Annotated in this window: 16 protein-coding genes; 8 read left to right on the top strand and 8 right to left on the bottom strand. The window is 71.8% G+C overall.

Translation table 11 applies throughout. The annotated features are described in order from the left end of the window. Positions 1-120: 120 nt before the first annotated feature. The 3 genes from R3E98_08825 to R3E98_08835 are packed head-to-tail and all read right to left on the bottom strand — an operon-like array spanning position 121 to position 3,407. Complete coding sequence (locus R3E98_08825; protein MEZ4423499.1) at positions 121-1,182, bottom strand: HEAT repeat domain-containing protein; 1,062 nt, start codon at positions 1,180-1,182, stop codon at positions 121-123. 1 nt (position 1,183) lies between these two features. Then, positions 1,184-1,930: a hypothetical protein gene (locus R3E98_08830; protein MEZ4423500.1), complete on the bottom strand. Its 747-nt coding sequence runs from the start codon at positions 1,928-1,930 to the stop codon at positions 1,184-1,186. Between the two features lie 7 nt (positions 1,931-1,937). Next, positions 1,938-3,407 (bottom strand): hypothetical protein, encoded by a 1,470-nt coding sequence (locus R3E98_08835; GenBank protein ID MEZ4423501.1) that lies wholly within the window; start codon positions 3,405-3,407, stop codon positions 1,938-1,940. Positions 3,408-3,620: 213 nt separating this feature from the next. Between R3E98_08835 and R3E98_08840 the strand changes: the two genes are divergently transcribed. Together R3E98_08840 and R3E98_08845 are read left to right on the top strand one after the other, a co-directional pair. Next, the gene (locus tag R3E98_08840; GenBank protein ID MEZ4423502.1) at positions 3,621-4,808 is read left to right on the top strand and encodes a membrane dipeptidase; all 1,188 of its coding nucleotides are present in this window, start codon (positions 3,621-3,623) and stop codon (positions 4,806-4,808) included. A gap of 125 nt (positions 4,809-4,933) precedes the next feature. Next, complete coding sequence (locus R3E98_08845; GenBank protein ID MEZ4423503.1) at positions 4,934-6,640, top strand: D-aminoacylase; 1,707 nt, start codon at positions 4,934-4,936, stop codon at positions 6,638-6,640. 74 nt (positions 6,641-6,714) lie between these two features. Here the strand turns inward: R3E98_08845 and R3E98_08850 are convergent, their stop codons facing one another. Next, positions 6,715-9,402, bottom strand: a complete 2,688-nt coding sequence (locus tag R3E98_08850) for an ADOP family duplicated permease (GenBank protein MEZ4423504.1) — start codon at positions 9,400-9,402, stop codon at positions 6,715-6,717. Further along, on the bottom strand, positions 9,399-9,728 hold the full coding sequence (locus R3E98_08855; protein ID MEZ4423505.1) for a helix-turn-helix transcriptional regulator: 330 nt from the start codon (positions 9,726-9,728) through the stop codon (positions 9,399-9,401). The genes R3E98_08850 and R3E98_08855 overlap by 4 nt, the downstream gene beginning before the upstream one ends. A gap of 279 nt (positions 9,729-10,007) precedes the next feature. Between R3E98_08855 and R3E98_08860 the strand changes: the two genes are divergently transcribed. Next, on the top strand, positions 10,008-11,711 hold the full coding sequence (locus R3E98_08860; protein MEZ4423506.1) for a SulP family inorganic anion transporter: 1,704 nt from the start codon (positions 10,008-10,010) through the stop codon (positions 11,709-11,711). Between the two features lie 48 nt (positions 11,712-11,759). Continuing rightward, positions 11,760-12,122 carry a DMT family protein gene (locus R3E98_08865; protein ID MEZ4423507.1) on the top strand — a complete coding sequence of 121 codons (363 nt, stop codon included), beginning with the start codon at positions 11,760-11,762 and terminating at the stop codon, positions 12,120-12,122. 39 nt (positions 12,123-12,161) lie between these two features. On the opposite strand, the gene R3E98_08870 is transcribed toward R3E98_08865, so the two are convergent. From R3E98_08870 to R3E98_08880, 3 genes are all read right to left on the bottom strand, one after another. Further along, positions 12,162-12,542: a co-chaperone GroES family protein gene (locus R3E98_08870; protein ID MEZ4423508.1), complete on the bottom strand. Its 381-nt coding sequence runs from the start codon at positions 12,540-12,542 to the stop codon at positions 12,162-12,164. Positions 12,543-12,652: 110 nt separating this feature from the next. Continuing rightward, positions 12,653-14,797 (bottom strand): sulfatase, encoded by a 2,145-nt coding sequence (locus tag R3E98_08875; GenBank protein ID MEZ4423509.1) that lies wholly within the window; start codon positions 14,795-14,797, stop codon positions 12,653-12,655. A gap of 130 nt (positions 14,798-14,927) precedes the next feature. Next, the gene (locus tag R3E98_08880; protein MEZ4423510.1) at positions 14,928-16,277 is read right to left on the bottom strand and encodes a hypothetical protein; all 1,350 of its coding nucleotides are present in this window, start codon (positions 16,275-16,277) and stop codon (positions 14,928-14,930) included. Between the two features lie 165 nt (positions 16,278-16,442). Here R3E98_08880 and R3E98_08885 point away from each other — a divergent pair, with 165 nt between their 5' ends. The 4 genes from R3E98_08885 (at position 16,443) to R3E98_08900 (ending at position 24,141) form a co-directional block, all read left to right on the top strand. Beyond that, positions 16,443-18,917: an ABC transporter permease gene (locus R3E98_08885; protein ID MEZ4423511.1), complete on the top strand. Its 2,475-nt coding sequence runs from the start codon at positions 16,443-16,445 to the stop codon at positions 18,915-18,917. A gap of 129 nt (positions 18,918-19,046) precedes the next feature. Next, positions 19,047-22,385: an amidohydrolase family protein gene (locus tag R3E98_08890; GenBank protein ID MEZ4423512.1), complete on the top strand. Its 3,339-nt coding sequence runs from the start codon at positions 19,047-19,049 to the stop codon at positions 22,383-22,385. 2 nt (positions 22,386-22,387) lie between these two features. Beyond that, positions 22,388-23,029: a hypothetical protein gene (locus tag R3E98_08895; GenBank protein ID MEZ4423513.1), complete on the top strand. Its 642-nt coding sequence runs from the start codon at positions 22,388-22,390 to the stop codon at positions 23,027-23,029. Positions 23,030-23,205: 176 nt separating this feature from the next. Beyond that, positions 23,206-24,141 (top strand): TerC family protein, encoded by a 936-nt coding sequence (locus R3E98_08900; protein MEZ4423514.1) that lies wholly within the window; start codon positions 23,206-23,208, stop codon positions 24,139-24,141. Positions 24,142-24,145: the final 4 nt, after the last annotated feature.

Consider the following 24,145-nt stretch of genomic DNA (forward strand, 5'->3'; position numbering starts at 1 on the left):
GGCTGCAAATAAACGCCGGGGTGGGCCCCGGAACAGCCCGGCCGCGCCTGCCCTCCCGGCGCGGCCCCGGTGCGCGCGGTGGGGCGGCCGCCCGCTCAGCGCGACGCCCCGTACCGCGCCCTACCGCCTCGCCTTGATCTGCCGCGGCCGCTTGGCCGGCGGCTGCGAGCGGGCAGGCTGCGTGGCGACGCGCGCTTCGTCGACGCGGACCTCCAACGAACCGGGCTCGATCCGGCCGTGCAGCTCGATCGGCAGGGAGTACCGCGTCTTCAGGGCCTCGACGGTGAACCGGGCCTCGCCGTCGGACTCCAGCGTGAGCTCCCCCGCGTACGTCACCACCCCCGAGCCCTTCATCACGAAGAGCCGCACCGTGCGCCCGGGCCCGGGGTGGGTGAGGAGATAGGCGGCCAGGAACCACTGGTCGTCGATCCGGTCGTGCTCCAGCAGGGCTCCCATCACCGCATTCGCCTCACCCAGTCGGGACAGCCCGCCTCGCTTGGCCAGGTCGCGGTGGAACACCACCCGGTAGCGGTGCCGTCCACAGTCCAACTCCAGGGCGCCGGTTCTGGCCACGGGAAGGGCCGGAACCTCCTGGGCGAGCCGGGGGCCCATCTCCTCCACCGCCTCCGGTCCGAGCGCGCGAACCTCGAGCGGCTGCGCACGCATCGTCGCCACCAGAGGCACGCGGGCGCTCGGGTCCGGCGGCGACAGCCGTCCGGCCTTCGCGTCCAGCCGGTAGGCCAGCACCGTCTTGGCCGTCTCCAAGGCGTCCTTCACCACCGGATCACGCGGGCGCAAGGCCTTCAGCTTCTGGAAGGCCTCCTCGCCTCCGATGCGGCCCAGTCCTTCCGCAGCGCGACGCACGACCTGCGGGTCGTCCGCCTCGAGCAGCGCCAGCAGGGCGCGCCGAGCTCCCGCGGTGGAGGTGCGACCGAGCGCCACCGCCGCCGTGGTCCGGAGCGACGTCTGCTGCTCCGGCTCCTTCGCGATCCGGCCCAGCAGGGCCGGGGGGGCCGCGCCTCGCCCCACGAGCGCGCGGAGCGCCGCGGCGGGTGCGATGTCGTCCACCTGGCCTTCCACCGCCTGCTTCAGCGTGGCATCGGTGGGAACCGGGGGCACAGCGGACTTGCCGGACCGCTTCCCGCCACCCGCCTTCCCGGTGCTCTTCTTCCTGGCGGCCATCTCAGCACCCGCTCCTCACGATGCAATGGGAACGGGCGTCGCTCCCCTCACCGCTGGTCAAGTTCACGGAGGTTCGCACGCTGATCGCACAGCCGGTCTGCGCCATCAGCCGGTTCCGGCCTGCGGTCGTCGTCGGGCAGTTGTTGTTCCCGTGGTTGTGCTCGAGGCTCAGGTAGTGTCCGATCTCGTGCGCGAACGTCCGACTCAGCCCGTCGAAGGTGCGGTTGAGGTCACCCCCCCACAGGCCGTCGTCGTTGCCATCCTTGTCACAGTCGCCGTCCACGGGCGAGCGGCCCAGGATGGGCGAGCTGTTCGCGCGGGTCACGAACACGTCGATCCCGTTGTTGTCGACGTCGAAAGATTGCCAGAGGTCCTGGGCCTCGTCCCGGCTGCCGATGTCGTCGAAGCCCTGCGCTTCGGCGGAGACGACCTCGAAGTGCAGCACCCGGCCCACCCCCAGGCTGCGGGTGCGGTAGATGGCGCGGGTGCGGTAGACGCAGTAGTCGAGCATCTCCCACGCACCATCCAGGTCCGTCACCAGGTCGAACCCCACCTGGATCACGTTGAGGTGCACGTGCCGGCCCTGGACGCCGCGCACCTGATCCAGGAGCGACACCTCGGCGGTCACCGTGGTGTCGGGATCCGTGGGCACCCGGGCGCGGAGGAAGCCGAAGAAGTCGCGGAGCACGGAGGAGCTGCCCGACGTGTCCGCGCCGATGCACTGCATGAGGGAACGCACGCTGGCCATGGGGCTCCTACCGCATCGAGATGAGGAGGTTCACGAAGCCTTCGCCGGCCGCGAGCGGGGTCAGCGCCTTGCCGATGACCGCGCCGAAGGCCTGCGACCGATCGGACACGGCCATGGCGGCGCCCGTCGTCGGGGACGTGGTCAGCAGGTCACCCACCCGGATCGCCCCGTGCCGCGCGTCCGCCTTCACGGAGACCTTGCCCATCATCGAGATCGGCACGCGGGGCTCGCTCGGGTGCTCCTGCCGATCCATGATGAGGCCGGGCCGGTAGTCGCCGGCACCGGCGACCACACCGACAACCCGCGCGTCGTAGGCCGAGGCGCTGGGCGCGATGCGTCCGTCGTCGTCCAGCACCATCACGGTCCCGGGCTCGACGCCGTCCGCCCAGGACGGGTGCAGCGTGAAGTCCTCCGCCGCGTCCGCGTTGCGCAGGATGATGTCGCCGGTCTGCCCGTTCAGGTGGATCGTGTCGTTGCCGGCGTCGTCGCGGACGATCACGTCCCCTTCGTTGCCCGCAGCGCCCACGTACAGCGCGGCATAGTTGGCGTCGAAGTGCAGCACGCGGCGGTCGGAGGCATCGTGGACGGCCAGGTCGCCTTCGTTGCCGGTGGTGCCGATGCGCAACCAGGCGTTGTTGCCGTCCATGTGGAAGACCTCACGGTTGGAGGCGTCCCGGACGATGATGTCGCCTTCGTTGCCCTGCGCCCCCACGTACAGCACCGCGTTGTTGCCGTCCGCGTGGATCACGTCGCGCCCCGCCGAGTCGCGCACGATCACGTCGCCTTCGTTGCCTTCCGCGCCCACGTACACCGCGGCGTTGCTCCCGTTGGCGTGGAAGACCTGCCGCCCCTGGTCGTCGCGGACGATGACGTCGCCTTCGTTCCCCGCCGCACCCACGTACAGCGCCGCGTTCTGGCCGTCCATGTGGAAGACGGAGCGGTTGGCCTGGTCGCGGACCACGAGGTCGCCCTCGTTGCCGTCCGCACCGACCTCCAACCAGGCGCTGCTGCCGTTGAAGTTGAAGACGCGCCGTCCCTGACCGTCGTAGACCTGCAGGTCGCCTTCGTTGCCGTTCGCACCGACGCGGAGCAGGCCGGTGGAGGCATCGAAGAAGAGGACCTCGCGGCCCTGGGCGTCCAGGACACGGAGGTCGCCGTGGACCCGCAGGGTCCCTTGCTGCTGCGGGTTCGCGACCGTGACCTGGCGCGTGGATCCGACGACCTCGAGCGCGTTCTGGCTGGCGTTGTCGCGCACGTGGAGCAGCCCGGGGGCGGAGTCGGCCGGGTTGCCGAGCTCGAGGTGGGCGTCCGATGCGCTGAGCAGCATGCGCGGAATCCCCCCGGCGTTCAGGCCGACCACCAAGGCGTCCTGACCGTGACCACCGATCATGACGTCGGCGGTGGTGGCGTCCAGGTTGATCGTGGTGTTGCCGGAGCCGTCGAGGATGGAGACGGAGAGATCGTGGGTGTCGGGCATCGGGAGACTCGTGGGGCTGGAGTAGCGTCCGGGCGGGGGTACCTGGAGAGGCGCAGGGAAGCCTGATCAGCGGACAGGGGCGCGGCGGTGCCGGGCACCCCGACCGCGCGAGGCACGCGGTGGACCGACGATGGAGGTAGAACGGACCCTTCTCGCCTCCGGCGGTTGCGCGCCCTAGCTTCGCCGGTCGGTCCCCTACCGCCGGAGACACCCGTGACCGATCCGACTCGATCGCCGCAGCCCACGCGCCGCCAGATGCTCCAGTGGGCGGCCAGCGCCGTGGGCGCCCAGGTGGCGGCCCCGTTCCTGAACCGCGGCCGCTACCGGCTCTCCGCCCAGTCCGCCCGGGAATACTCCGCGCGCTGTGTGGACCTGGTCCGGGGCTCGCTGGTCATCGACATGCTCTGCCCGCTCACGCTCTCGGGGGAGCGACAGGAGCGCTGGGGCCCGGACGGGGCCGGCTTCACCAGCGCCGACTTCGAGGAGTTCCGGAGCTCCGAGATCGACGTCATGCACATCGCCACCGGCGTGGGCGGGCGGGATACGGAGCAGGCGCACGTGAACGTGCTGCGCTTCGTGTCCGGCTACCTGTCGCTGATCGCGAACCGACCGGACGTGTTCCTGCGCATCGACGAGGTCGCGGACTTCGACCGGGTGCGCGAGCAGGAGCGCGTGGGGATCCTGATCGGACTCCAGAACTCCGAGCACTTCCGGACGCCCGACGATGTGGCCCTCTTCCACGCCCTGGGCCAGAGGGTCTCCCAGCTCACCTACAATGCCCGCAACCGGATCGGCAACGGATCGACCGAGCGCGTGGACGGCGGCATCAGCGACTTCGGCGTGGCCGTGATCGGGAAGATGAACGAGGTGGGCATGGCGGTCGACGTCTCCCACTGCGGCGACCGCACCACGCTGGATGCGTTCGAGATCTCGTCGAAGCCGGTCCTGATCACGCACTCCAACTGCCGGGCCCTGGCGCCCGGCCACCCGCGCTGCAAGACGGACGAGGCCATCCGGGCGGTGGGCCGGGCCGGCAGCGTCATGGGCATCACGAACGTGCGCATGTTCGTCAAGAACGACGAGCCCACCACGATCGAACACCTGCTGGACCACTTCGACCACGTGCGCGACCTGATCGGGCCGGAGCACCTCGGCGTGGGCAGCGACATCGACCTGCACGGCTACGACGACATGCCGGCCGAGCAGAACGCCCAGCTCCGCGCGGGCTACAAGGGCAGCTACGGCTTCCGCGACAAGATCGACATCGAAGGGGTGGACCATCCGCAGCGGATGTTCGACCTCACCGAAGGCCTGATCCGCCGGGGCTACACCGACGACCACATCCGGGGCATCCTGGGCGGCAACTTCCGTCGGGTGCTCGGTGAGATCTGGACGGTCTGAGCGCCCGGATGCCGCACTGCCCGGGGTGGGTCCTCCAGCGGTGGGGCCCCGACCGCGCGCCTGCGCCGACTGGACGCCCCGAAGGACCGAGCTGGTTCGTGCACTCCATCCCGCGAAGGAGACCCATGAGACGCGCGCTCCTCTTCTGCACCGGCCTGCTGGCCGCCGCCTGCGCTCCCACGCCCGACGCCGACGCCGTGCCTGCCTCCCAGGACGGGGCCTACGACGTGGTGCTGACCGGAGGCCGCGTCATCGACGGCACCGGTGCCGCGTGGTTCTACGGCGACGTGGGCATCCGGGGTGACCGCATTGCCGCCATCACGCCCGCCGGCGTGCTGCGCGACGCGCCGGCCACCACCCGCATCGACGCCACGGGGCACGTGGTCGCGCCCGGCTTCATCGACATCCAGAGCCACTCGCGCAGCGCCTTCCTGGACGGCGATGGCCGCGTGCTGGGGAAGATCACGCAGGGCATCACCACCGAGATCCTGGGCGAGGGATGGACCAACGCGCCGGTGAACGATCGCACGCGGGCGGCGGAGGACGCGCTGGATCCCGAGGCCGCGGCCGCCGGGCACGACTTCTCCGGCGAGCACGGCTTCGACGCCTGGCTGCGCGCCATGGAGGCGAACGGGATCTCGCCGAACGTGGGCTCCTTCGTGGGCGCCTCCACCATCCGGATCTATGGGAAGGGCATGGACGCGGGCCCGGCGAACGAGACCGAGCTGGAGGAGATGCGCACCGCCGTGCGGCAGGCCATGGCGGACGGCGCCTTCGGGGTCGCCAGCGCGTTGATCTACCCGCCCGGCAACTACGCGTCCACCGACGAGCTGGCCGAGATCGTCGCGGCGTCCGCGCCCTATGGGGGCGTCTACATCACGCACATGCGCTCCGAGGCGGACCGCTACCTCGAGGCCATCGACGAGGCGATCGAGATCGGTCGGCGCGCCGGCGTCCCGGTGGAGATCTACCACCTCAAGGCGGCCGGTCGTCGCAACTTCGGAAAGGGCCCGGCCGCCATCGCCAAGATCGACTCCGCGCGCGCGGCCGGGATGGACGTGCAGGCCAACATGTACCCCTACATCGCGGGGGGCACGGGCCTGGCGGCCCTGTTGCCACCGTGGGCCTCGGAAGGCGGGCGGCTCCTCGACAACCTGCGGGATCCCGCCACCCGGACGCGCATCCACGACGAGGTGCTCGGGGACGACGTCGAGTGGGAGAACCTGGGGGCGCTCTCGACCCCGGAGGGCGTGCTGGTGGTCGAGGCACCGGGCGCGCCCGAGCACGTCGGCAAGCGGCTGGCGGACATCGCGCGCGAGATGGGCGTGGACTGGGTGGACGCCGCCATCGAGCTGACGCTCGCCACACAGGGGCAGGCGGGCATGGTGGTCTTCATGATGAGCGAGCCCAACGTGGCGCTGCAGATGCAGCAGCCCTGGATCAAGTTCGGCACGGACGCGGGCGGGATGGACCCCGACTCGGTCACGTCCATGGCCCATCCGCGCTCGTATGGCACGTTCCCGCGCATCCTGGGCCGTTACGTGCGCGAGCAGGGCGTGATGCCGCTGGAGGATGCGGTGCGCAAGATGAGCGCGGCCGTGGCCACCCGTCTGTCGATCGGGGACCGGGGCGTCCTGCGCGAGGGCCTCATGGCGGACATCGTGGTCTTCGACCCCGAGACCGTGATCGACGTGGCCACCTTCGAGCAGCCCCACCAGCTTTCGGTCGGCGTGCGCGACGTGTTCGTCAACGGCGTGGCCGTGGTGCGGGACGGAGCGCACACGGGCGCCAAGCCCGGCCGCATCGTGCGCGGTCCGGGCTGGCAGCGGTAGGAGCGCGAAGGCGCCGAGGCACGCCGCGCCGGGCGTGCCTCGGTCCGCGCGGGGGTCGCCGCTCCCGTCTGCGGCTACTCGCCCCGCAGCACCGTCGCGGGATCCAGGCGCACGGCGCGTAGTGCGGGGACGAGCGTGGCGACCAGCGACACGAGCAGCAGGAGCGCGCCGGCCGCGCCGAGCGCCAACGGATCCGCGGGCGAGACCCCATAGAGGAGCCCGGTCAGCCCACGCGTGATCAGCAGGGTGGCGAGCGCACCCACCGCCAGCCCGGTCAGCGCCACCTGGAGTCCCTCGCGCAGCGTCACGCCCAGCACGGTGCCGGGTTGACCCCCGAGCGCGAGGCGCACGGCGATGTCGCCCCGCCGGCGCTGCACGGCGTTGGCGGTGACGCCGTAGATCCCCACCACCGACAGGATCAGCGCCACCCCCGCGAAGACCGCGGCGAGCAGCGTCAGGTGCCGGGGGCGCGCGAGCGAGCCCTGCAGCAACGCGGGACCGCTGGCGACGTCGCTCACGGGCAGGGTGGGATCGAGGCGGCGTAGCGCGTCCTGTACCGCGGCCGCGACGGCGTCCGCATCGCCGCTGGCCCGCACGAGCAGGAACGCGTCGCCGAACCCGTTGTCGGTGGGCGCGTAGAGGGCGCCCAGGTCGCTGGCCCCGATGCCCTGATAGGGCACGCTTGCGACCACGCCCACGACCGATGCGCGCGGGCCCGACGTCTGACCTCCGGTGTACAGCCGCCGGCCCAGCGCCGTCTCGCCGGCGTAGTTCCGGCGCGCCCACGCCTCGTCCGCCACGAGCACCGGGGGTGCATCGTCCGTCCGATCCGCGGATGTGAAGGACCGCCCTTCGCGCAGCGGGATGCCCATCGTCTCGAAGAACCCCGGCCCCACGCCCACCCAGGCCGCCAGGCGCGCGGGCTCGCCGGGCGCCGTGGGCCGATCCTCCAGGTCGAAGTTGTTGATGTCGTTGACGTCGTCCGGCGGTCGCTCGCTGGCGAGCGCCACCCGCTCGACGCCCGGCAGGGCTTCGAGTCGGACCAGCGCCGCATCCCAGAACCGCTGGCGGTCCAGCCGGTCGGGATAGGCCGTGGGGGACAGCGACACCTGCATCGACACCAGACGCTCCACGTCGAAGCCGGGATCGACCCGCTCGAGCGCGACGAACGTGCGCAGCAGGAGGACGGCGCTGGCGAGGAGCGGCATGACGAGCGCGACCTGGGCCGCGACCAGCAGGCGTTGCACACGTTGCTGCGCACGGCGCTCCGTGCCGCCGCGGCCGCCGGCCCTCAGGTCCAGGACCCATCGGCGTCCCCGCCGGTCGTGCACCGCGGGCACGAGCACGAAGACGAGCGCGCTCAGCGCGCTGAGCCCCAGCGCGAACAGCACGGCGTTGGCGGACAGCGTCGCGTCTTCCGCTCCCTGCACGTAGCGGGAGGCGATCAGCGGAAGCACGGCGATGGCCGCCCGCGCGGCGACCAGCCCCACCAGCACGCCCCCCGCCGCCAACAGCAGGCTCTCGGTGAAGAGGTGGGCGCGGATCCGTGCCGGAGTGGCGCCCAGCGCGGCGCGCACGGCGAGCTCGGCCGCGCGCGTCCGTTGCCGCGCCACCAGCAGGTTGGCCGCGTTGGCCAGTGCGATCAGCAGCACGGTGCCGACGGCGGCCAGCACCAGCGCGAGCAGCCGGCCCACGTCACCGCGGATCGAATGCGCGATCGGCATGAGACCCCAGGAGGCGCTCTGGTCCGTGTACGAGTCCGCCCACAGCGGGAAGAGCTGTGCGTTCAAGACCCGCAGCTCGGCGGCCGCGGTCGCGGGCGAGACGCCTTCACGCAGGCGTCCGAACGGACGCAGGAAGAACGGCCCCTTCCGCGTAGGAGGCTCGAGCCGCAGCGTGGGCAGCACCTGGACCTCCCGCGCGAGGGGTCCCAGCGCGTCTGGAAGCACGCCCAGCACCTGCCAGGTCTCCCCGTCCAGGACCAGCGAAGCACCGACGGCGTCCACGCCGGTCCGGCCCAGCACCCGCCGGGCGAATCCGTCCGTCACCATCACCGTCGGGGCCGCACCGGGCTGCCCGTCCACCTCGCCCGGCAGGCGGCCGGCGAGCGGCGCCAGCCCCAGCACGTCCAGCAACCCCGGGGTGACCTCCACGGTCGCGATCGATTCGGCGCCCGCGTCCGTGATCAAGGTGCGGCGGCTCCGTCCGTAGGCGCCCACCGCCGCGAACGAGGTCTGTCCGGCCTCGAGCGCCTGCAGGTCCACGACCGAGAACGGGAAACGATTGGGTGGCGCATCCGTGAAGAGGGCCATGACGCGGTCGGCGTCCGGGTAGGGCAGGGGCCGCAGATACAGCGCGTCGATCAGGCTGAAGATGGCCGTGCACCCGGCGATCCCGAGCCCCACCGTCGCGACGATGGTACCGGTGAGCAGCGGGGCCCGCGCCAGGGAGCGGGCGCTTTGCCGGAGCGCGGTGGGGGTCGGCCACGGCCGGGTCCCTCCGGATGCTCGCCGCGCATCCGCCGACCCACCCCGCAGGCGCGCCCACAGGAGGCGAGCGGGATAGCCGCGCCACTGCCGCAGCACACGGCGTCGGGCCTCCACCGCCCCATGGCGCGCGGTGGTGAGCGCATACAGCTCCTCCAGCTCGGAGCGGATGAGGTGGATCTCCTCCTTCGGGAGCAGACAGGACAGCGCGACCCGCACCCAACGAGGCGGCGGCGGAGCGGAAGGGCCGGTGCCTCCGGCGTGCGGCGTGCTCACGCCTGCTCCAGCGTGTCGTCCAGCCCCGCCCAGAAGCGGTCCATGGTCGCGCGCGCGTCCCGGACCAGCTCCACCCCCTCGGGCAGCACGCGGAAGTAGCGGCGCTCGCGACCGGTCCCCGAGTCCGCGGCGTCCTCCATGCGCGAGGCGAGCAGACCCTTGTCCTCCAGCCGCCGCAGGGCGATGTAGACCGCCGCCTGCGAGACCGGGCGACCCGATCGCTCCTCCATCTCCAGCACCAGGGGGATCGAGTAGGCCTCCCCTCCCAGGTGCAGCAGCGTCAGCACCACCTGCTGCTCGAACTCGCCCAGACCCCGTCGCGTCATCCCCCCCTCCTCGACTAGCGTTGCTAGTAAGGCTGGAGGTCCCTCCCGGCGATGTCAATAGCAGCGCTAGTGAGAAGCCAGGGGGCCGTGGTCTCGGGTCGCCGGAGTTCGGCGGGGGGGCGGGGGATGGGCGGGGAACGAGGCCATCCCGGGTCACGCGAGCCAGGTGCGGACCTCCCGGCCGTGCCCCATTGATCGCGCCCCGCCACCCCCTAGCTTTCGGGCGCTCCGGCCCCCGGACGGCTCCTTCGGCCTTCCGACCGGCTCACCTTGTGGCGGATGTCGCACGAGTTCGAGCCCAAGCTGGTCACGGTCCTCAAGGAGGGCCTTCCCCGCGCGCAGCTGGCGCGCGACGTGGGGGCCGGTGTCCTCGTCGGGATCGTGGCGCTGCCGCTCGCGATCGCGTTCGCCATCGCGTCCGGCGTGGGTCCCGAGCAGGGCCTCTACACGGCCATCGTCGCCGGCTTCCTGATCTCGGCCCTGAGCGGCAGCCGCGTCCAGATCGGCGGACCCACGGGCGCGTTCGTCGTGCTCGTGTACGGCATCGTGCAGACCCACGGCTACGACGGGCTGGCCGTCGCCACGCTGATGGCCGGTGTGCTGCTGATCACGATGGGCCTGGCCCGCTTCGGCACGTTGATCCAGTTCGTGCCCTATCCCGTGACGGTGGGCTTCACGGCGGGCATCGCGCTCGTGATCGCGTCCACCCAGGTGCGGGATGCGCTGGGTCTCCCCCTGGACACCGTGCCCGCGGGCTTCGTCGCGCAGTGGCGCGCGTTCCTCCCGGTGCTCCCGCAGCCCGACCCGTGGGCCGTCGGGCTCGCCGGCCTCACCGTGCTGCTGCTGCTCGGAGGCGCGCGGTTCGCTCCGCGCGTCCCGACCTCCCTGCTGGCGCTGCTCGTCACCACGGGGCTGGTGCAGGCGCTGGATCTGCCGGTGGCCACCATCGGGAGCCGCTTCGGCTCCGTGGCGGCAGGGTTGCCGACGTTCCGGCTCCCGCGCGTGCCGCTCGAGCAGGTGCCCGACCTGCTGTCCCCCGCCGTCGCGATCGCGCTGCTCGCCGGCATCGAGAGCCTGCTCTCGGCGGTCGTCGCGGACGGCATGACCGGACGCCGTCATCGCTCCAACATGGAGCTGATCGGTCAGGGCGTCGCCAACGTGGCGTCCCCGCTGTTCGGCGGCATCCCCGCCACCGGCGCCATCGCGCGCACCGCCACCAACATCAAGAACGGCGGGCGCACCCCGATCGCCGGGATGGTGCACGCGCTCACGCTGCTCGTGATCCTGCTGGTGGCGGGCCGCTGGGCCGCGCTCATCCCCATGGCCACCCTGGCCGGGATCCTCCTGGTGGTGGCCTGGAACATGAGCGAGGCGCGGCTCTTCCTGCGCGTGCTGACGGCCAGCACGCGCGCCGACGCGCTGGTGCTGCTGGTCACGTTCGGTCTGACCGTCTTCGTGGACCTCACCGCGGCCATCCAGGTGGGGGTGGTGCTGGCCGCGCTCCTGTTCATGAAGCGCATGACCGAGGTGACCGAGATGCGCACGCTCGAGTCCATGCTCGATGAAGAGGACACGACCGATCCGGACGCGGCGGTGCTGGCCACCGTGCCTGCGGGTGTCGAGGTCTTCGAGGTGAGCGGCCCCTTCTTCTTCGGCGCCGCGCACAAGTTCAAGTCCACGCTGGGCACCGTGCGGCGCCGCCCTCCGGTGTTGATCCTGCGCCTGCGGCAGGTGCCGGTGCTGGACGCGACCGGACTCCGGGCGCTGGAGGAACTGGCGGCGCAGGCGGAGCGCGATGGCACGCGTCTGGTCCTCTCCGGGGTGCAGCCGCAGCCGCTGGCGCTCCTGGAGCGCTCAGGGTTCGTGACGCGGGTGGGCGCGGAGAACGTGACGCGCGGACTGCCGGAGGCGGTGGCGCGCACGCGCGCGCTGCTCCACCTGGCGCCGCACGATCCCGTCGAGGACGCGTCGGTGTCCGCCTGACGCCCGAGTCCACTCCCTCCGCCTGAACCCGATCCCGGAGTCCGACCCATGCCCTCGGCGACAGTGCGTACGGTCGTGCTGCTCGTGTGCTCGAACGTCTTCATGACGTTCGCCTGGTATGCACACCTGAAGAACATGGACCGGCGCGCCTGGTGGGTGGCCGCGTTGGCGAGCTGGGGCATCGCGCTCTTCGAGTACCTGTTGCAGGTACCGGCCAACCGCATCGGCTACACCGTCCTGCGGCTCGATCAGCTGAAGGTGCTGCAGGAGGTGATCGCGCTGGCGGTGTTCGTGCCGTTCTCGCTCCTCTACATGCGGAAGCCGCTGTCCTGGGACTACCTGTGGGCTGCGCTGTGCCTGCTCGCGGCTGCCTGGTTCATGTTCCGGCCGCAGGCGGGAACCACCCCATAGGCGCGGTCGGAGCGCTCGCTCCGCGCGACCCGCGGCGGGTCAGAACAGCGGCTCGCGACCGGTCTCCTCGCGCACCAGCGTGAGGATGGCCGCCTGTGGGACCACCAGGTAGCGCGTGCCCTCGAACGTGATCTCCACCGCGGCCTTGCGGAAGAAGAGGGCGTAGTCGCCCACCTGCGCCTGCACGGGCAGGTAGCGCGCTTCGCCGGCGCCGATCTTCCAGGGCTCCTGGTCCAGCTCCGTGGGGGCGCCGATGGGCGTGCCGGGCCCGGTCGCCAGCACCGTTCCCCCCTGGATGGCCTGGCTGTCGACCGCCGTCGGCGGCAGGTAGAGCCCCACCCGTGTGCGCTCCTCCCCTTCCTCCGGGGAGACCAGCACCCGGTCACCCACCACGATCAACCGCTTCTTCGGCTCCGCCATGGTCGCTCGCTCCCGATGTGTGCGCGGCTCGGCTCCGGGGGGAAGCTCGGCCACGGTCGCGCGCGTAGAGTATGCAACGAAGGAGGGGCGAGCGGCACCCGGGGTGTTCCTCAGGACCCGCCCGGCGCGTCCTCGGTCGGCGCGAGGTGACCCTCGAGCGGCGTGAAGTGCCCGCTCACGGTGGCGTCGCGCAGGTCGGCCCGCAGTCCCGGGAGCGCCTGCGCCCCCCGCGGGGTGCCGATCAGGTCGGAGAGTTGCCAGGGATCGGACACGAGGTCGTAGAGCTCCTCGACGCCGTCGCCGTTGCGGATGTAGTACAGGTCGCCACTCGCCACCGCCTTCATGGGTCCGCGCACCACCGGCCCGTCGAAATCCGAGAGCGGATAGGGATCGACCTCGGTCAGCGCGGCGGCGCGCGCGCTCCATCCCGACTCTGGATCCCAGGTGCGGCGCAGCGTCGTGCCGGCGAACGGCGCGGGCCCGGCAAGCCCCAGGACGTCGGCGATCGTGGAGGGGACGTCGCGGATGGACACCGTCTCGTGCACGCGCAGCCCGGCGGGCACGCGGCCCGGCAACACCATCAGCAGAGGCACGCGCGTCAGCATCTGGTACAGGCTGTTGGAGTGCCCCTCGAGGCCGTGCTCGAAGAACTGGTCGCCGTGATCCGCCGTGACCACGATCAACGTCTCGTCCAGCAGTCCGCGAGTCTCCAACGCGTCCAGCAACCCGCCGATGGCGTCGTCCAGGTAGCGGATCGATCCGTCGTAGCGATCGACGGCCTCCCGCTCCTCGCGGGTCAGCGCCCGCGTCTGGCCCGGAGCCGTGGCGATGGAGTCGCGCGGCACCTCGCGGATCTGGCTGAGCTGGGGCTCGAAGCGCTCGTAGGGCTCGTGCGCGTCGAAGTAGTTGAGGAAGCCGAAGAACGGCCGCCCGTCCAACCCGTCCACCCACGTGAGGAACTCGTCGTTGACGTCCGTGGCCAGCTTGCGCTCGAACAGCAGCCAGCCGCCGGGGACGAGCGCGCGCAGGCGGTTCATCGCCTTCTGCACGGCCGCCGCGGAGTAGATCCACGTCTCGAACGTGCGTTGGTGATCGCGGTAGGTGCGGAAGCCGCGGTCCAGGCCCGTGATGCGGGTCGTGTAGAGCAGGTTGGCGACGAACCCACCGGTCTCGTAGCCGTGTCCCGACAGGAACTCCGCCAGCGTGGGATAGCGCGTGTCGAGCGGCTCTAGCCAGTTCGCCGACATCTCGTGGTGCCAACGGCCCGTGAACAGGCTCGAATGCGAGGGCAGCGTCCACGGCGCGGTGGAGAAGGCCCGATCGAAGACCACGCCCCGTTCGGCGAACGCCTCCAGGCGCGGGGTGGTGGGACGCGGATAGCCGTACAGACCGAGGCTCTGGGCCCGCACGGTGTCGAGCACGAGCAGCAGGACATTGGGGACGGCGCGGCCGGAGGCCGCAGCGCTGCCCTGCGGCCCCACCGCGGAGCCCGGCCGCAGCCCCACCATCCCGCCGAGCGACAGCACACCCACGAGGGCGCCCGCGACCCCGAGCTGACGCGCCGAGCGTGCGGGTGCGCGGGCGAAGGCCTTGGCGGCCTGGACCCCCAGGCCCAGCGCCAGGACGCCCGACGCCAGCGAGTGGATCCCGAGCTGCTTCATCGAGATCAGGATGCCCCACCCGCCGATCGCCACGAGGACCGCCAGCAGCGGCTGGATGGAGACGCGGCGTGCCGGCCACGCGGTCACGAGCAGGTAGCCCACCGCCAGCGCCGCGAAGAAGGCCGCCTGGGAGGTGGGGATCATCCAGACCAGGTCCGGATTGGACCACTCGAAGAACACGCGGTCGTAGCGGTACTTGAGCGTCCGCAGGACGACCTCGACCGCGCCCAGGACCGCGCCCACGGCCGCCGCCTGCAGCACGGCACCGGCCCACGATACGGTGGGCTCCGCCTGGAACCAGGCGCGGCGGAGCGCCGCGACCCGGTCGCCGAAGCGCACCAGCAGGACCGCGGCGAGCCCCAGGACCCCGGCGGCGACCGTCCCGCGCAGGGCCAGCCCCGACCAGAAGGCCTGGTAGCGCTCCAGCGGGGTCCGGCTCCGCCCCTGGAACAGGTCGTTCAGGAAGGGGACGCTGTCGCCCGAATAGGCCGAACGGATCAGGCGGGGCGCGAGACCGTACGCGAAGACGATCCACAGGAGCAGGAGCACAGCGGCCCCCACGCCGACGCGGATCGCCGTCTTCCTCCTGTCCATGGACCTCCGCCTGGGGGTGGGCTGGGCAGGTCGCTGTACGGGCGGCGCTCCGCGGTCGGAGCGCCACGGCCCCGACCTGCGGGGGCCCAATGATCGCCGCGCGGCGCCCGAGGCAGCAAGGATGGGGCCCTCAGGCGCCGGCGGCCCCGGGGTCCGCGCCGCGCTCCACCCGGAAGCGCACGACCCGCTCCACCTCAAGCGCGTCGGTGACCACCGCCCACACCGAGTCCCCGCGGATCACCGGGAGGGGATGGGTCTGGAAGCCGTCGGGCGCCTCCACCCGGCCCAGGTAGCGCCCGTCCCGGTCGAACACGTCGAAGCGGACGGGCTCGGTCCAGACGGTCGGTGCGTCGGGCTCGCCCGGGCCTGCCTCCCACGCCGGCTCGCCGGTGTCCGTGCCGGGACCGTGCAGCAGCACCCAGAGGTGTCCTTCCGCCGTGGGCGTGAAGCCGCGGTAGGCCGGCTTCACGTCCGGGATGGGAGGGCCATTCCAGCTCCAGGCCGGATCCACGCGGCGCAGGTTGCGGGTGACCTGCGCTTCGCGGGCGCTGCGCTCGGCGGCGGAGACCGGCACCGGCGTGTGCGGGGCGGTGATGCGCAGCACGGACCCGTCGCGGTGGAGGACATCGACGCGGTACGCGGACGAGATGCCGTGCACGAAGTCGCCATAGCGCGTGAACGCGAACTGCTGGGTGGGTGCGAACGGCACGCCGGTCCGGCTCACGCTCCCCTCGCGACTCGCTTCCACCACCTCGGCCTCGAAGGGCGGGATCGGCGGTTCGAATGCATCCAGCGAATCGCCCTCGGGTGAGTAGTGGACGAGACCGCGCTTCCACTGCGCGACGCCCTCGGCCAGGTTGAGCACCGTGGACGTGAAGACGTGGTCCGCCGTATCCACGACCAGAGGCGACGACGTCATGAACGACCCCATCAGCGGCCAGGTGGCGGTGGGACTCCCGTCCGCCCCGAACACCTGGATGCGCGCGTTTCCCGGATCCCGCACGAGCACGTGCCCGTCCGACAGGACGCCGAGCCCCGCGTCGGGTCCCTTCAGCTCGCCGGGACCGCTCCCCGGTCGCCCGTAGGACCGCACGTACGTCCCGTCGGGAGCGTACTCGCGCAATGACGGCACCTGGCTGTCCAGCACCAGCACGGAGCCGTCCGCCGTCACCGCCAGCGCCTCCACGCTGCCCAGCAGCGTCTCCTCCGGACCCTCCAGGCTGCCGATGGACACCTCCGACACCAGACGCGCCGGTGCACCCCACACGCTGCCCGATAGTGTCTGCACCTGGATCGTGTCGCCGAGGGTGTCGACGCGGGCGGTCCAGGCGTTGGAGTCGTCGGCGACCTCCCCGCCGCACGCGGCGAGCAGCAGGGTCAGCGGGCCCAGGTGCCTCAGCCCGGCAGCGGCGAGGCAGGGGCGGATCGCGTCCGCGGCGCGAGGCCGGAGCACCCGGTCCTCCGTGCGGGAACGGCTCATCGGGGCCTCCGCTGGATGGGTTCGTGGGCTTGGACGGCGGGTCGCGCACGGGCGTTGCCCCCCGGGTCCCCAGGAAACCGTCGCTCCTCGAAGCCCGTAGGGCCAGCCCGAGGGGACTCCGCACGCGGAGTCGTCCGCCCGTCTCGTCGCTCCCCGGGAGTCCACATGGACGCGCTGCTCCGGCATCTCCGCCTCTCCGTCCGCACGCTCGCGCGGGCGCCGCTGTTCACCGTGACGGCCGTGGCTACGCTGGCGCTCGGGATCGGAGCCAACACGGCCATCTTCAGCGTCGTGCACGGCGTGCTGCTGGAGCCGCTGCCCTACGCGAACGAGGACCGTCTGCTCGGGCTGTGGAACGAGGCGCCGGGCCTGGGCTTCGATCTGCTCAACCAGTCCCCGGCGAACTACTTCGTGTACCGCGAGGACGCCACCACGCTGGAGGAGGTGGCGCTCTGGGCCGACCGCACCGCGCAGATCAGCGGGCTCGATCAACCGGAGGAGCTGCGCGGCCTGATGGTCACGGACGGCTTCTTCCCCGTGCTCGGCGTCCAGGCCGCGCTGGGGCGCACCTTCACCGCCGCCGACGACCAGCCCGGTGCCGCGCGCACGGTGATGTTGACGCACCCCTACTGGCAGCGGGCCTTCGGCGGCGATCCGGGCGTGATCGGCCGGACGCTCACCATCAACGGCAATCCGCACGAGATCGTGGGCGTCACCCCGGACGGCTTCCGCTTCCTCGACTCCGACGCGGAGCTGTTCACCACGGCGCGGTTCGATCCGGCCGAGGTGATCATGGGCAACTTCAGCTATCAGCTCATCGCCCGGCGTACGCCCGATGCCAGCATCGAACAGGTGCAGGCCGAGCTGTCGCGTCTCATCCCCGTGGCCGTCGAGCGTTTCCCCGGGCCCGTGACCATGAGCATGCTCGAGCAGGCCGCCTTCAAGCCGGTCACACGCCCGCTCAAGGAGGACCTGGTCGGCGACGTGCGTCCGGTGTTGTGGGTGCTGCTCGGCACCGTGGGCATGGTCCTGCTGATCGCCTGCGCCAACGTGGCCAACCTGCTGCTCGTGCGCGCCGAGGGCCGCTCGCGCGACGTCGCCGTGCGCACCGCGCTCGGCGCCGGGCGCCGTGCCATCGCCGGCGGCTTCCTGTCGGAGAGCGTGGTGCTGGGCCTGGTGGGCGGCGCGCTCGGGATCGGCCTGGCGGCGGGCGGGCTCCGTCTGTTGCGGGCGCTGGGACCGGGCGAGCTGCCGCGGCTGTCCAGCGTCGGCATCGACGGCACGGTCCTGCTGTTCACGCTCGCCGTCTCCGTCCTGGCCGGGCTCCTCTTCGGTCTGTTCCCGGTGCTGCGCTACGGCAAGGCCGATCTGGCCCCGGCCCTCAAGGAGGGCGGGCGCAGCGGCACCGCGGGACGCGAGAAGCACCGGGCCCGCAACGCGCTGGCGGTCGGGCAGGTGGCCCTGGCGCTGGTGCTGCTCGTGGGCTCGGGGTTGATGATCCGCAGCTTCCAGGCGTTGCGCGACGTGGACCCGGGGTTCAGCGCGCCGGAGGAGGTGTTCACGTTCCGGGTGACGCTGCCGAGCGCGGTGATCGAAGAGCCCGTGGCGGTGCTCAACGCCTACGAGCAGATGGTGCGCGGACTGGAGGCGCTCCCGGGTGTGCGCGCGGTCTCCGCCGCGACCGCCGTCCCGATGAGTGGCTCGCAGTCGAACGATCCCATCTATCGCGAGGAGGCGCCGACGCCTCCGGGACAGATCCCGCCCATCCGCCGTTTCGTCTTCATGGTGCCGGGGTGGTTCCAGACGCTGGGCGTGCCGCTGGTCGCTGGACGGGACCTGGAGTGGTCCGACCTGCGTGACCTGCGTCACGTGGTCGTGGTCTCCGAGAGCTTCGCGCGCGAGAACTACGGCGATGCGCGCAGCGCGCTCGGGCGCCGCGTCTCCACGATCGCCCTGGATGACTCCGAGCCGGTCTGGCAGGAGATCGTGGGCGTCGTCGGCGACGTCCACCACGACGGGCTCGACCAGGAGGCGCCGGCCACCATGTACTGGCCGATGCTGCAGGAGAACATGTACGGCGTGGGCACCGAGGTGCAGCGCTCGCTGGTCTTCACGGTGCGGGCGGACGCGTCCGCGCGTCCCACGTTGCTGGAGCGGTCGCGCCAGGTCGTCTGGTCGGTGGCGCCGAGCGCGCCGCTGGCCCAGGTGCGCACGCTGCAGGACCTGGTGCAGGGTTCGCTGGCGCGCACGTCCTTCACGCTGGTCATGCTGGGCATCGCCGCCCTGGTGGCGCTGCTGCTGGGCGCCATCGGCCTGTACGGCGTGATCTCCTACGGCGTCTCCCAGCGCACCAAGGAGATGGGCCTGCGCATCGCGCTGGGGGCCGAGCCATCCGCCGTGACGGCCATGGTCGTGCGGCAGGGGGTACGGCTCTCCGTCCTGGGGGTCGCCGCGGGCCTGATCGCCGCGTTCGGGCTGGCCCGACTCATGGACTCGCTGCTGTTCGGCGTCGAGCCCGTGGACCTGCCCACCTACGCGGTGGTGTCCGTCGTCCTGGCCGGCGTCGCGGTGCTGGCGAGCTGGCTGCCCGCCCGTCGCGCCGCGGGCGTCGATCCCGCCACCGCGCTCCGCGCGGAGTAGCGGCCGGGCCGCTCCGCGCGGGCGTCCTCCGGGTCGGCGGGCTCGCGGCGCCTCCGTCCTTCCCTCATCTTGCCGGGGATTCGTGGGCTTTCGTGGCCCCGAGGCACCCACGGCAGCGAGGTCTGGCGGATGAGGACGAGGACGCGGGGCGGGACCTGGGGGAGGGGCCTGCTGATCGCGGGAGCGCTCGGGATGGGGGTCGCTCCGGCGGCCCGGGCCCAGGACGCCCCGGCGGACAGCAGCGCAAAGAACCCGGAGCAGGAGGGTCTGCCCCTCGAGCCCGGTCGCCGCATCCGCATGACGGTGGACCGGGGATCGTGGATGTCGGTGGACGTGAGCCCCGACGGGGCGACGCTCGTCTTCGACCTGCTGGGCGATCTCTACACGCTGCCGATCGGCGGCGGTCGGGCCACTCCGCTCACGCACGGGATGGCCTTCGACGCCCAGCCGCGCTTCAGCCCGGACGGCAGCCGCATCGTCTTCGTGTCCGACCGCAGTGGCGGCGACAACCTCTGGATCATGGCGCTGGACGGCTCCGACACCGTGCAGGTCACCAAGGGGGACGACAACGGTTACCTGTCCCCCGAGTGGACGCCGGACGGCGACTACGTCGTGGCCAGCAAGAGCCCGGGTCCCGGCGTCGAGAAGCTGTGGATGTACCACGTGGACGGCGGCTCCGGCGTGGGCTTGGTGCAGGAGCCGGCCAACCTGCGCATGGTGGGCGCGGCCTTCGGCCCCGACGAGCGCTACGTGTGGCATGCGCAGCGCCGCGGGAGCTGGCAGTACAACTCGGGCTTCGGCGAGTGGGACCTGGCGGTCTACGACCGCGAGACGGGCGAGACGGCGGTGCGCACGGCGCGCTACGGCGGGGGCGTGCGGCCCACGCTCTCCCCGGACGGTCGGTGGCTGGTCTACGGCACGCGGCACGTGGCCGAGACCGGCCTGCGCATCCGCGATCTCCAGACCGGCGAGGAACGCTGGCTGGCGTACCCGGTGCAGCGGGACGAGATGGAGTCACGCGCCTCGCGTGACGTGCTGCCCGGGATGTCCTTCACGCCGGACTCGCGCGCGCTGGTCGTCTCCTACGGGGGCCGGCTCTGGAGCGTCCCGGCGGACGGGGGTGCGCCTTCCGAGATCCCGTTCACGGTGGACGTGGACCTGCCGATCGGACCGCTGGTGGACTTCGACTATCCCGTCGAGGACACGCCCACCTTCGTGGCCAAGCAGATCCGCGATGCGACGCCTTCGCCGGACGGATCGCGATTGGCCTTCGCGGTGCTGGGCGACCTGTACGTGATGGACTGGCCGGACGGGACGCCGCGCCGCCTCACCCGGATGGACGCGCAGGAGGCCCACCCGGTGTGGTCTCCCGATGGCCGCTGGATCGCCTTCACGACCTGGTCGGGCGCGGAGGACGACGGGGCCCTCTACCGCGTCCGCGCCGACGGGCGCGGCACGCCCGAGCGCGTGACCACCGAGCCCGGCTACTACACGGATCCGGTGTGGTCGCCGGACGGCGCCCGCATCGTGGCGCTCCGCACGCAGGGACGCGCCTACGACGAGGCCCTGGCGCGCGGCATCCCGGGCGGCCTGCAGGACCTGCTCTGGGTGCCGGCGACCGGCGGCCCGTCCACCCTCATCGCGCCCGTGGACGGCTTCGGCGCTCCCCACTTCACCCGGGACGCCGAACGGATCTGGGTGAGCGGCTCCGACGGGCTCGTCTCCATGCGCTGGGACGGCACGGACCGCAAGACGCATGTGCAGGTGCGCGGCCGTTCGCAGGGCAGCGGACCCGGCATCCCCGCCTCCGCGATCTGGATGGCCCCCGAAGGCGACCAGGCCCTCGCGCAGGTGGTCAACGACCTCTACCTGGTGACCGTCCCGCGGGTGGGCGGCGAGGTGCCCACCATCTCCGTCGCCAATCCCGACAACGCCGCCTTCCCGGCGAAGCGGCTCACCGACATCGGCGCGCAGTTCCCGGTGTGGGGCGCCGACGCGCGCACCGTGCACTGGTCCATCGGCAACGCGCACTTCGTGCACGACGTCGCGGCCGCGCAGGCGTTCGCGGACTCGGTCGAAGCCGCCACGCCCGACTCCGCCCAGGGCCGTCGCAACGGCGAAGAGCGCCCGCGCTACCAGCCCCAGGAGCGCCGCGTGCGCGTGGAGGTCGAGCGCGACCTCCCGGACGGCGTGGCGGTGCTGCGCGGCGCCCGGGTGATCACCATGCGGGGTGACGAGATCCTGGAGCGCGGCGACATCGTGATCCGCGGCAACCGGATCGAGGCCGTGGGCGCGCAGGGCTCGGTGACGGTGCCGGACGGCGCGGAGATCATCGACGTGTCGGGCAAGACGATCGTGCCGGGCTTCGTGGACACCCACGCGCACCTGCGGGCCCAGATCGACCTGCTGCGCGACCAGCCCTGGTCGTACGCGGCCAATCTGGCCTACGGCGTGACCACCACCCGCGACCCGCAGACCGGCACCACCGACGTGCTCAGCTACGAGGACTTCGTGCGCGCCGGCCGCATGCGCTCGCCACGGATCTACTCCACCGGACCGGGCGTCTTCAGCTCGGAGGGCATCAGCAGCTTGAAGGAGGCGCGCGACGTGCTGCGCCGCTACTCCGACTACTACGACACCAAGACCATCAAGATGTACGGCGCCGGCAACCGCGAGGTGCGGCAGTGGATCATCCAGGCCGCGCGCGAGCAGCGGCTGATGCCCACGACCGAAGGGTCGTTGGACCTGGCGCTGAACCTGACGATGGGGATCGACGGGTACTCCGGCATGGAGCACAACATGCCCGGATTCCCGCTGTACGAGGACGTGGTGCAGCTCGTCGCGGAGTCCAGGATGGCGTACACGCCCACGATCATCGTCACGTACGGGGGGCCGTGGGGTGAGAACTATTTCTATGCCACCGAAGACGTCTTCGGCAACGAGAAGCTCCGGCGCTGGACGCCGTTCGAGGAGCTGCAGCAGAAGGCGCTGCGGCGGCCCGGTCCGACCTCTCCGGGAGGCTCCAACGGCTGGTTCCATCCGCTGGTGCAGACCTTCGACCGGGTGGCCGCGTTCGCGAAGGACGTGTTGCGGGCCGGGGGCCGCGTGGGTGTGGGCAGCCACGGACAGCTCCAGGGCCTGGGCTACCACTGGGAGCTGTGGATGATGCAGTCGGGCGGCATGACCGAGCACGAAGCGTTGCGCGTCGCCACCCTCGTGGGGGCCGAGTCGCTGGGACTCGACCGGGACCTGGGATCGATCGAGGCGGGGAAGCTGGCCGACCTGCTCGTCCTGGACCGCAATCCCCTGGACGACATCCGGGCCAGCGACAGCATCGACCGGGTGATGATGAACGGACGGCTCTACGACGCGATGTCTCTGGACGAGGTGTGGCCGCGGCAGCAGGCGGCCGGTCCGTTCTACTGGCAGGAGCCGCCGATGCCGGACGTCCCGGCCGGGGTGCGCTGACCGTGCGGCGGCTGCCGCTGTTCGCGATGCCGGTGTTGTTGGCGCTCGGGGTGCTCCTCATCCCCGTGGTGGACGACTATGCCGACCACGGCCTGTCGGCCGCGGCCTCGCTGGCGTCCGGCCGCTGGTTCCTGGGACACCTGCTGAGCGCGCTGGCCTTCGCGTCCGCCATCCTGGCCGGCGCGGTCATCGCGCTGCGGCTCGAGCGCAGCGAGCCGCTGGCGTGGGTGGGGCTGGCGCTCCTGGTGCCGGGCGCGGCGCTGCACGTCTTCGGGCTGGGCGCCGATGGCCTGGCGCCGCTGGCCATCCGGTACGGCGGAGGCGCGCCCGAGCTGTACTTCGATGGCGGCTATTGGGTCACCGGTGTGTTCATCGCGGGCGCCGCACTGTTCGGGGCGGGGACGCTCCTGCTGGTGCTCGCCCTGATGCGGGCGAACATCCTGACCGGTGGGGCGCGCTACCTGGTCTTCGCGGCGGCGCTGGCCTTCCCGGCGGCCGAGGCGGTGCCCTACGCCTGGGCCCTGTTCCTGGTGGCCTGTCTGGCCTTCTGCGTCTGGATGCCGATCGGTGTGGCCCTGAACGCCGACGCGCGGCGCCGGCCCGTGGAGTCCGCTCCCCCGCTCGAACGGTCGGGCGCGGTGTAGAACAGTCTTGACCGGCCGTCGGGCCGGTGTAGATACAGAACCGGATCCGGGCCCCTCTGGCGGTCGAGGCGTTGACCGCGATGTCGGATCGAGCCATCTCGGCGCGGACGCGGCGCAACGGGATCCGTTCCTTGGCGGGCTATCTGGCTGAACCGTTCCTGGGCAAACCGGCGTGGATGTGGCTGTTCTTCGCCGGGGTGGTCCTCGTCCTGCTGGTCCTGGATCTCGGTCTCTTCCATCGCAAGGATCACGAGATCGGCGTGCGGGAGAGCCTCTCGCTCTCCGCGTTCTACATCGCGCTGGGGGTGGGCTTCGGGGGCTGGGTGTGGTGGGAGCTGGGCCGCGAATCCGGCGTCGAGTATCTCACCGGATTCGTGGTCGAGAAGAGCCTGGCGATGGACAACGTGTTCGTCATCGCCATGATCTTCGGGTACTTCCAGGTGCCCCGCATGTACCAGCACCGGGTGCTGTTCTGGGGGATCCTGGGGGTGATCCTCCTGCGCGGCGCCATGATCGCGGGGGGAGCCGCGCTGGTGGAGCGCTACGACTGGGTGCTCTACGTCTTCGCCGGCTTCCTGGTCCTGACGGGGCTGCGCATGCTGCGCGAGGCGGACCGGGAGTACGACATCCGCGCCAATCCGGTCCTCAGGTTCGTGCGCAAGCACCTGCGGGTCACGGACGAGCTGCACGGCCACGCGTTCTTCGTGCGCCTGCCGGACCCGGCCACGGGCCACCGCCGGGTCTGGATGACTCCGCTGTTCCTCGCGCTGATGGCCATCGAGACGGCGGACGTGATCTTCGCGGTGGATTCGGTCCCCGCGATCTTCGCCATCACGACCGATCCCTACCTGGTCTTCACGTCCAACATCTTCGCCATCCTGGGGTTGCGCGCGCTCTACTTCGCCCTGGCCGCCATCCTGTACCGCTTCCAGTACCTCAAGTACGCGCTGTCCGTGCTGCTGATCTTCATCGGCAGCAAGGTCTTCGTCGCGCCGGCCCTCGGCTTGGAGAAGTTCCCGGCCTCGTGGTCGCTCAGCGGGACGGCGATCATCCTGGGGTCCGGGATCCTCTACTCCTGGGCGCGCACGCGCACGGGGCGCTCGGCCGCCTAGGGGC

This window comes from Gemmatimonadota bacterium (assembly GCA_041390125.1).
GTDB lineage: Bacteria > Gemmatimonadota > Gemmatimonadetes > Longimicrobiales > Gaopeijiaceae > JAGQIF01.

Bases quoted from the DNA above. Each gene is read 5' to 3' on its own strand.
- R3E98_08825 (MEZ4423499.1), bottom strand. From the start codon at position 1,182: ATGGCCGCCAGGAAGAAGAGCACCGGGAAGGCGGGTGGCGGGAAGCGG.
- R3E98_08830 (MEZ4423500.1), bottom strand. From the start codon at position 1,930: ATGGCCAGCGTGCGTTCCCTCATGCAGTGCATCGGCGCGGACACGTCG.
- R3E98_08835 (MEZ4423501.1), bottom strand. From the start codon at position 3,407: ATGCCCGACACCCACGATCTCTCCGTCTCCATCCTCGACGGCTCCGGC.
- R3E98_08845 (MEZ4423503.1), top strand. From the start codon at position 4,934: ATGAGACGCGCGCTCCTCTTCTGCACCGGCCTGCTGGCCGCCGCCTGC.
- R3E98_08855 (MEZ4423505.1), bottom strand. From the start codon at position 9,728: ATGACGCGACGGGGTCTGGGCGAGTTCGAGCAGCAGGTGGTGCTGACG.
- R3E98_08860 (MEZ4423506.1), top strand. From the start codon at position 10,008: ATGTCGCACGAGTTCGAGCCCAAGCTGGTCACGGTCCTCAAGGAGGGC.
- R3E98_08865 (MEZ4423507.1), top strand. From the start codon at position 11,760: ATGCCCTCGGCGACAGTGCGTACGGTCGTGCTGCTCGTGTGCTCGAAC.
- R3E98_08870 (MEZ4423508.1), bottom strand. From the start codon at position 12,542: ATGGCGGAGCCGAAGAAGCGGTTGATCGTGGTGGGTGACCGGGTGCTG.
- R3E98_08875 (MEZ4423509.1), bottom strand. From the start codon at position 14,797: ATGGACAGGAGGAAGACGGCGATCCGCGTCGGCGTGGGGGCCGCTGTG.
- R3E98_08880 (MEZ4423510.1), bottom strand. From the start codon at position 16,277: ATGAGCCGTTCCCGCACGGAGGACCGGGTGCTCCGGCCTCGCGCCGCG.
- R3E98_08885 (MEZ4423511.1), top strand. From the start codon at position 16,443: ATGGACGCGCTGCTCCGGCATCTCCGCCTCTCCGTCCGCACGCTCGCG.
- R3E98_08890 (MEZ4423512.1), top strand. From the start codon at position 19,047: ATGAGGACGAGGACGCGGGGCGGGACCTGGGGGAGGGGCCTGCTGATC.
- R3E98_08900 (MEZ4423514.1), top strand. From the start codon at position 23,206: ATGTGGCTGTTCTTCGCCGGGGTGGTCCTCGTCCTGCTGGTCCTGGAT.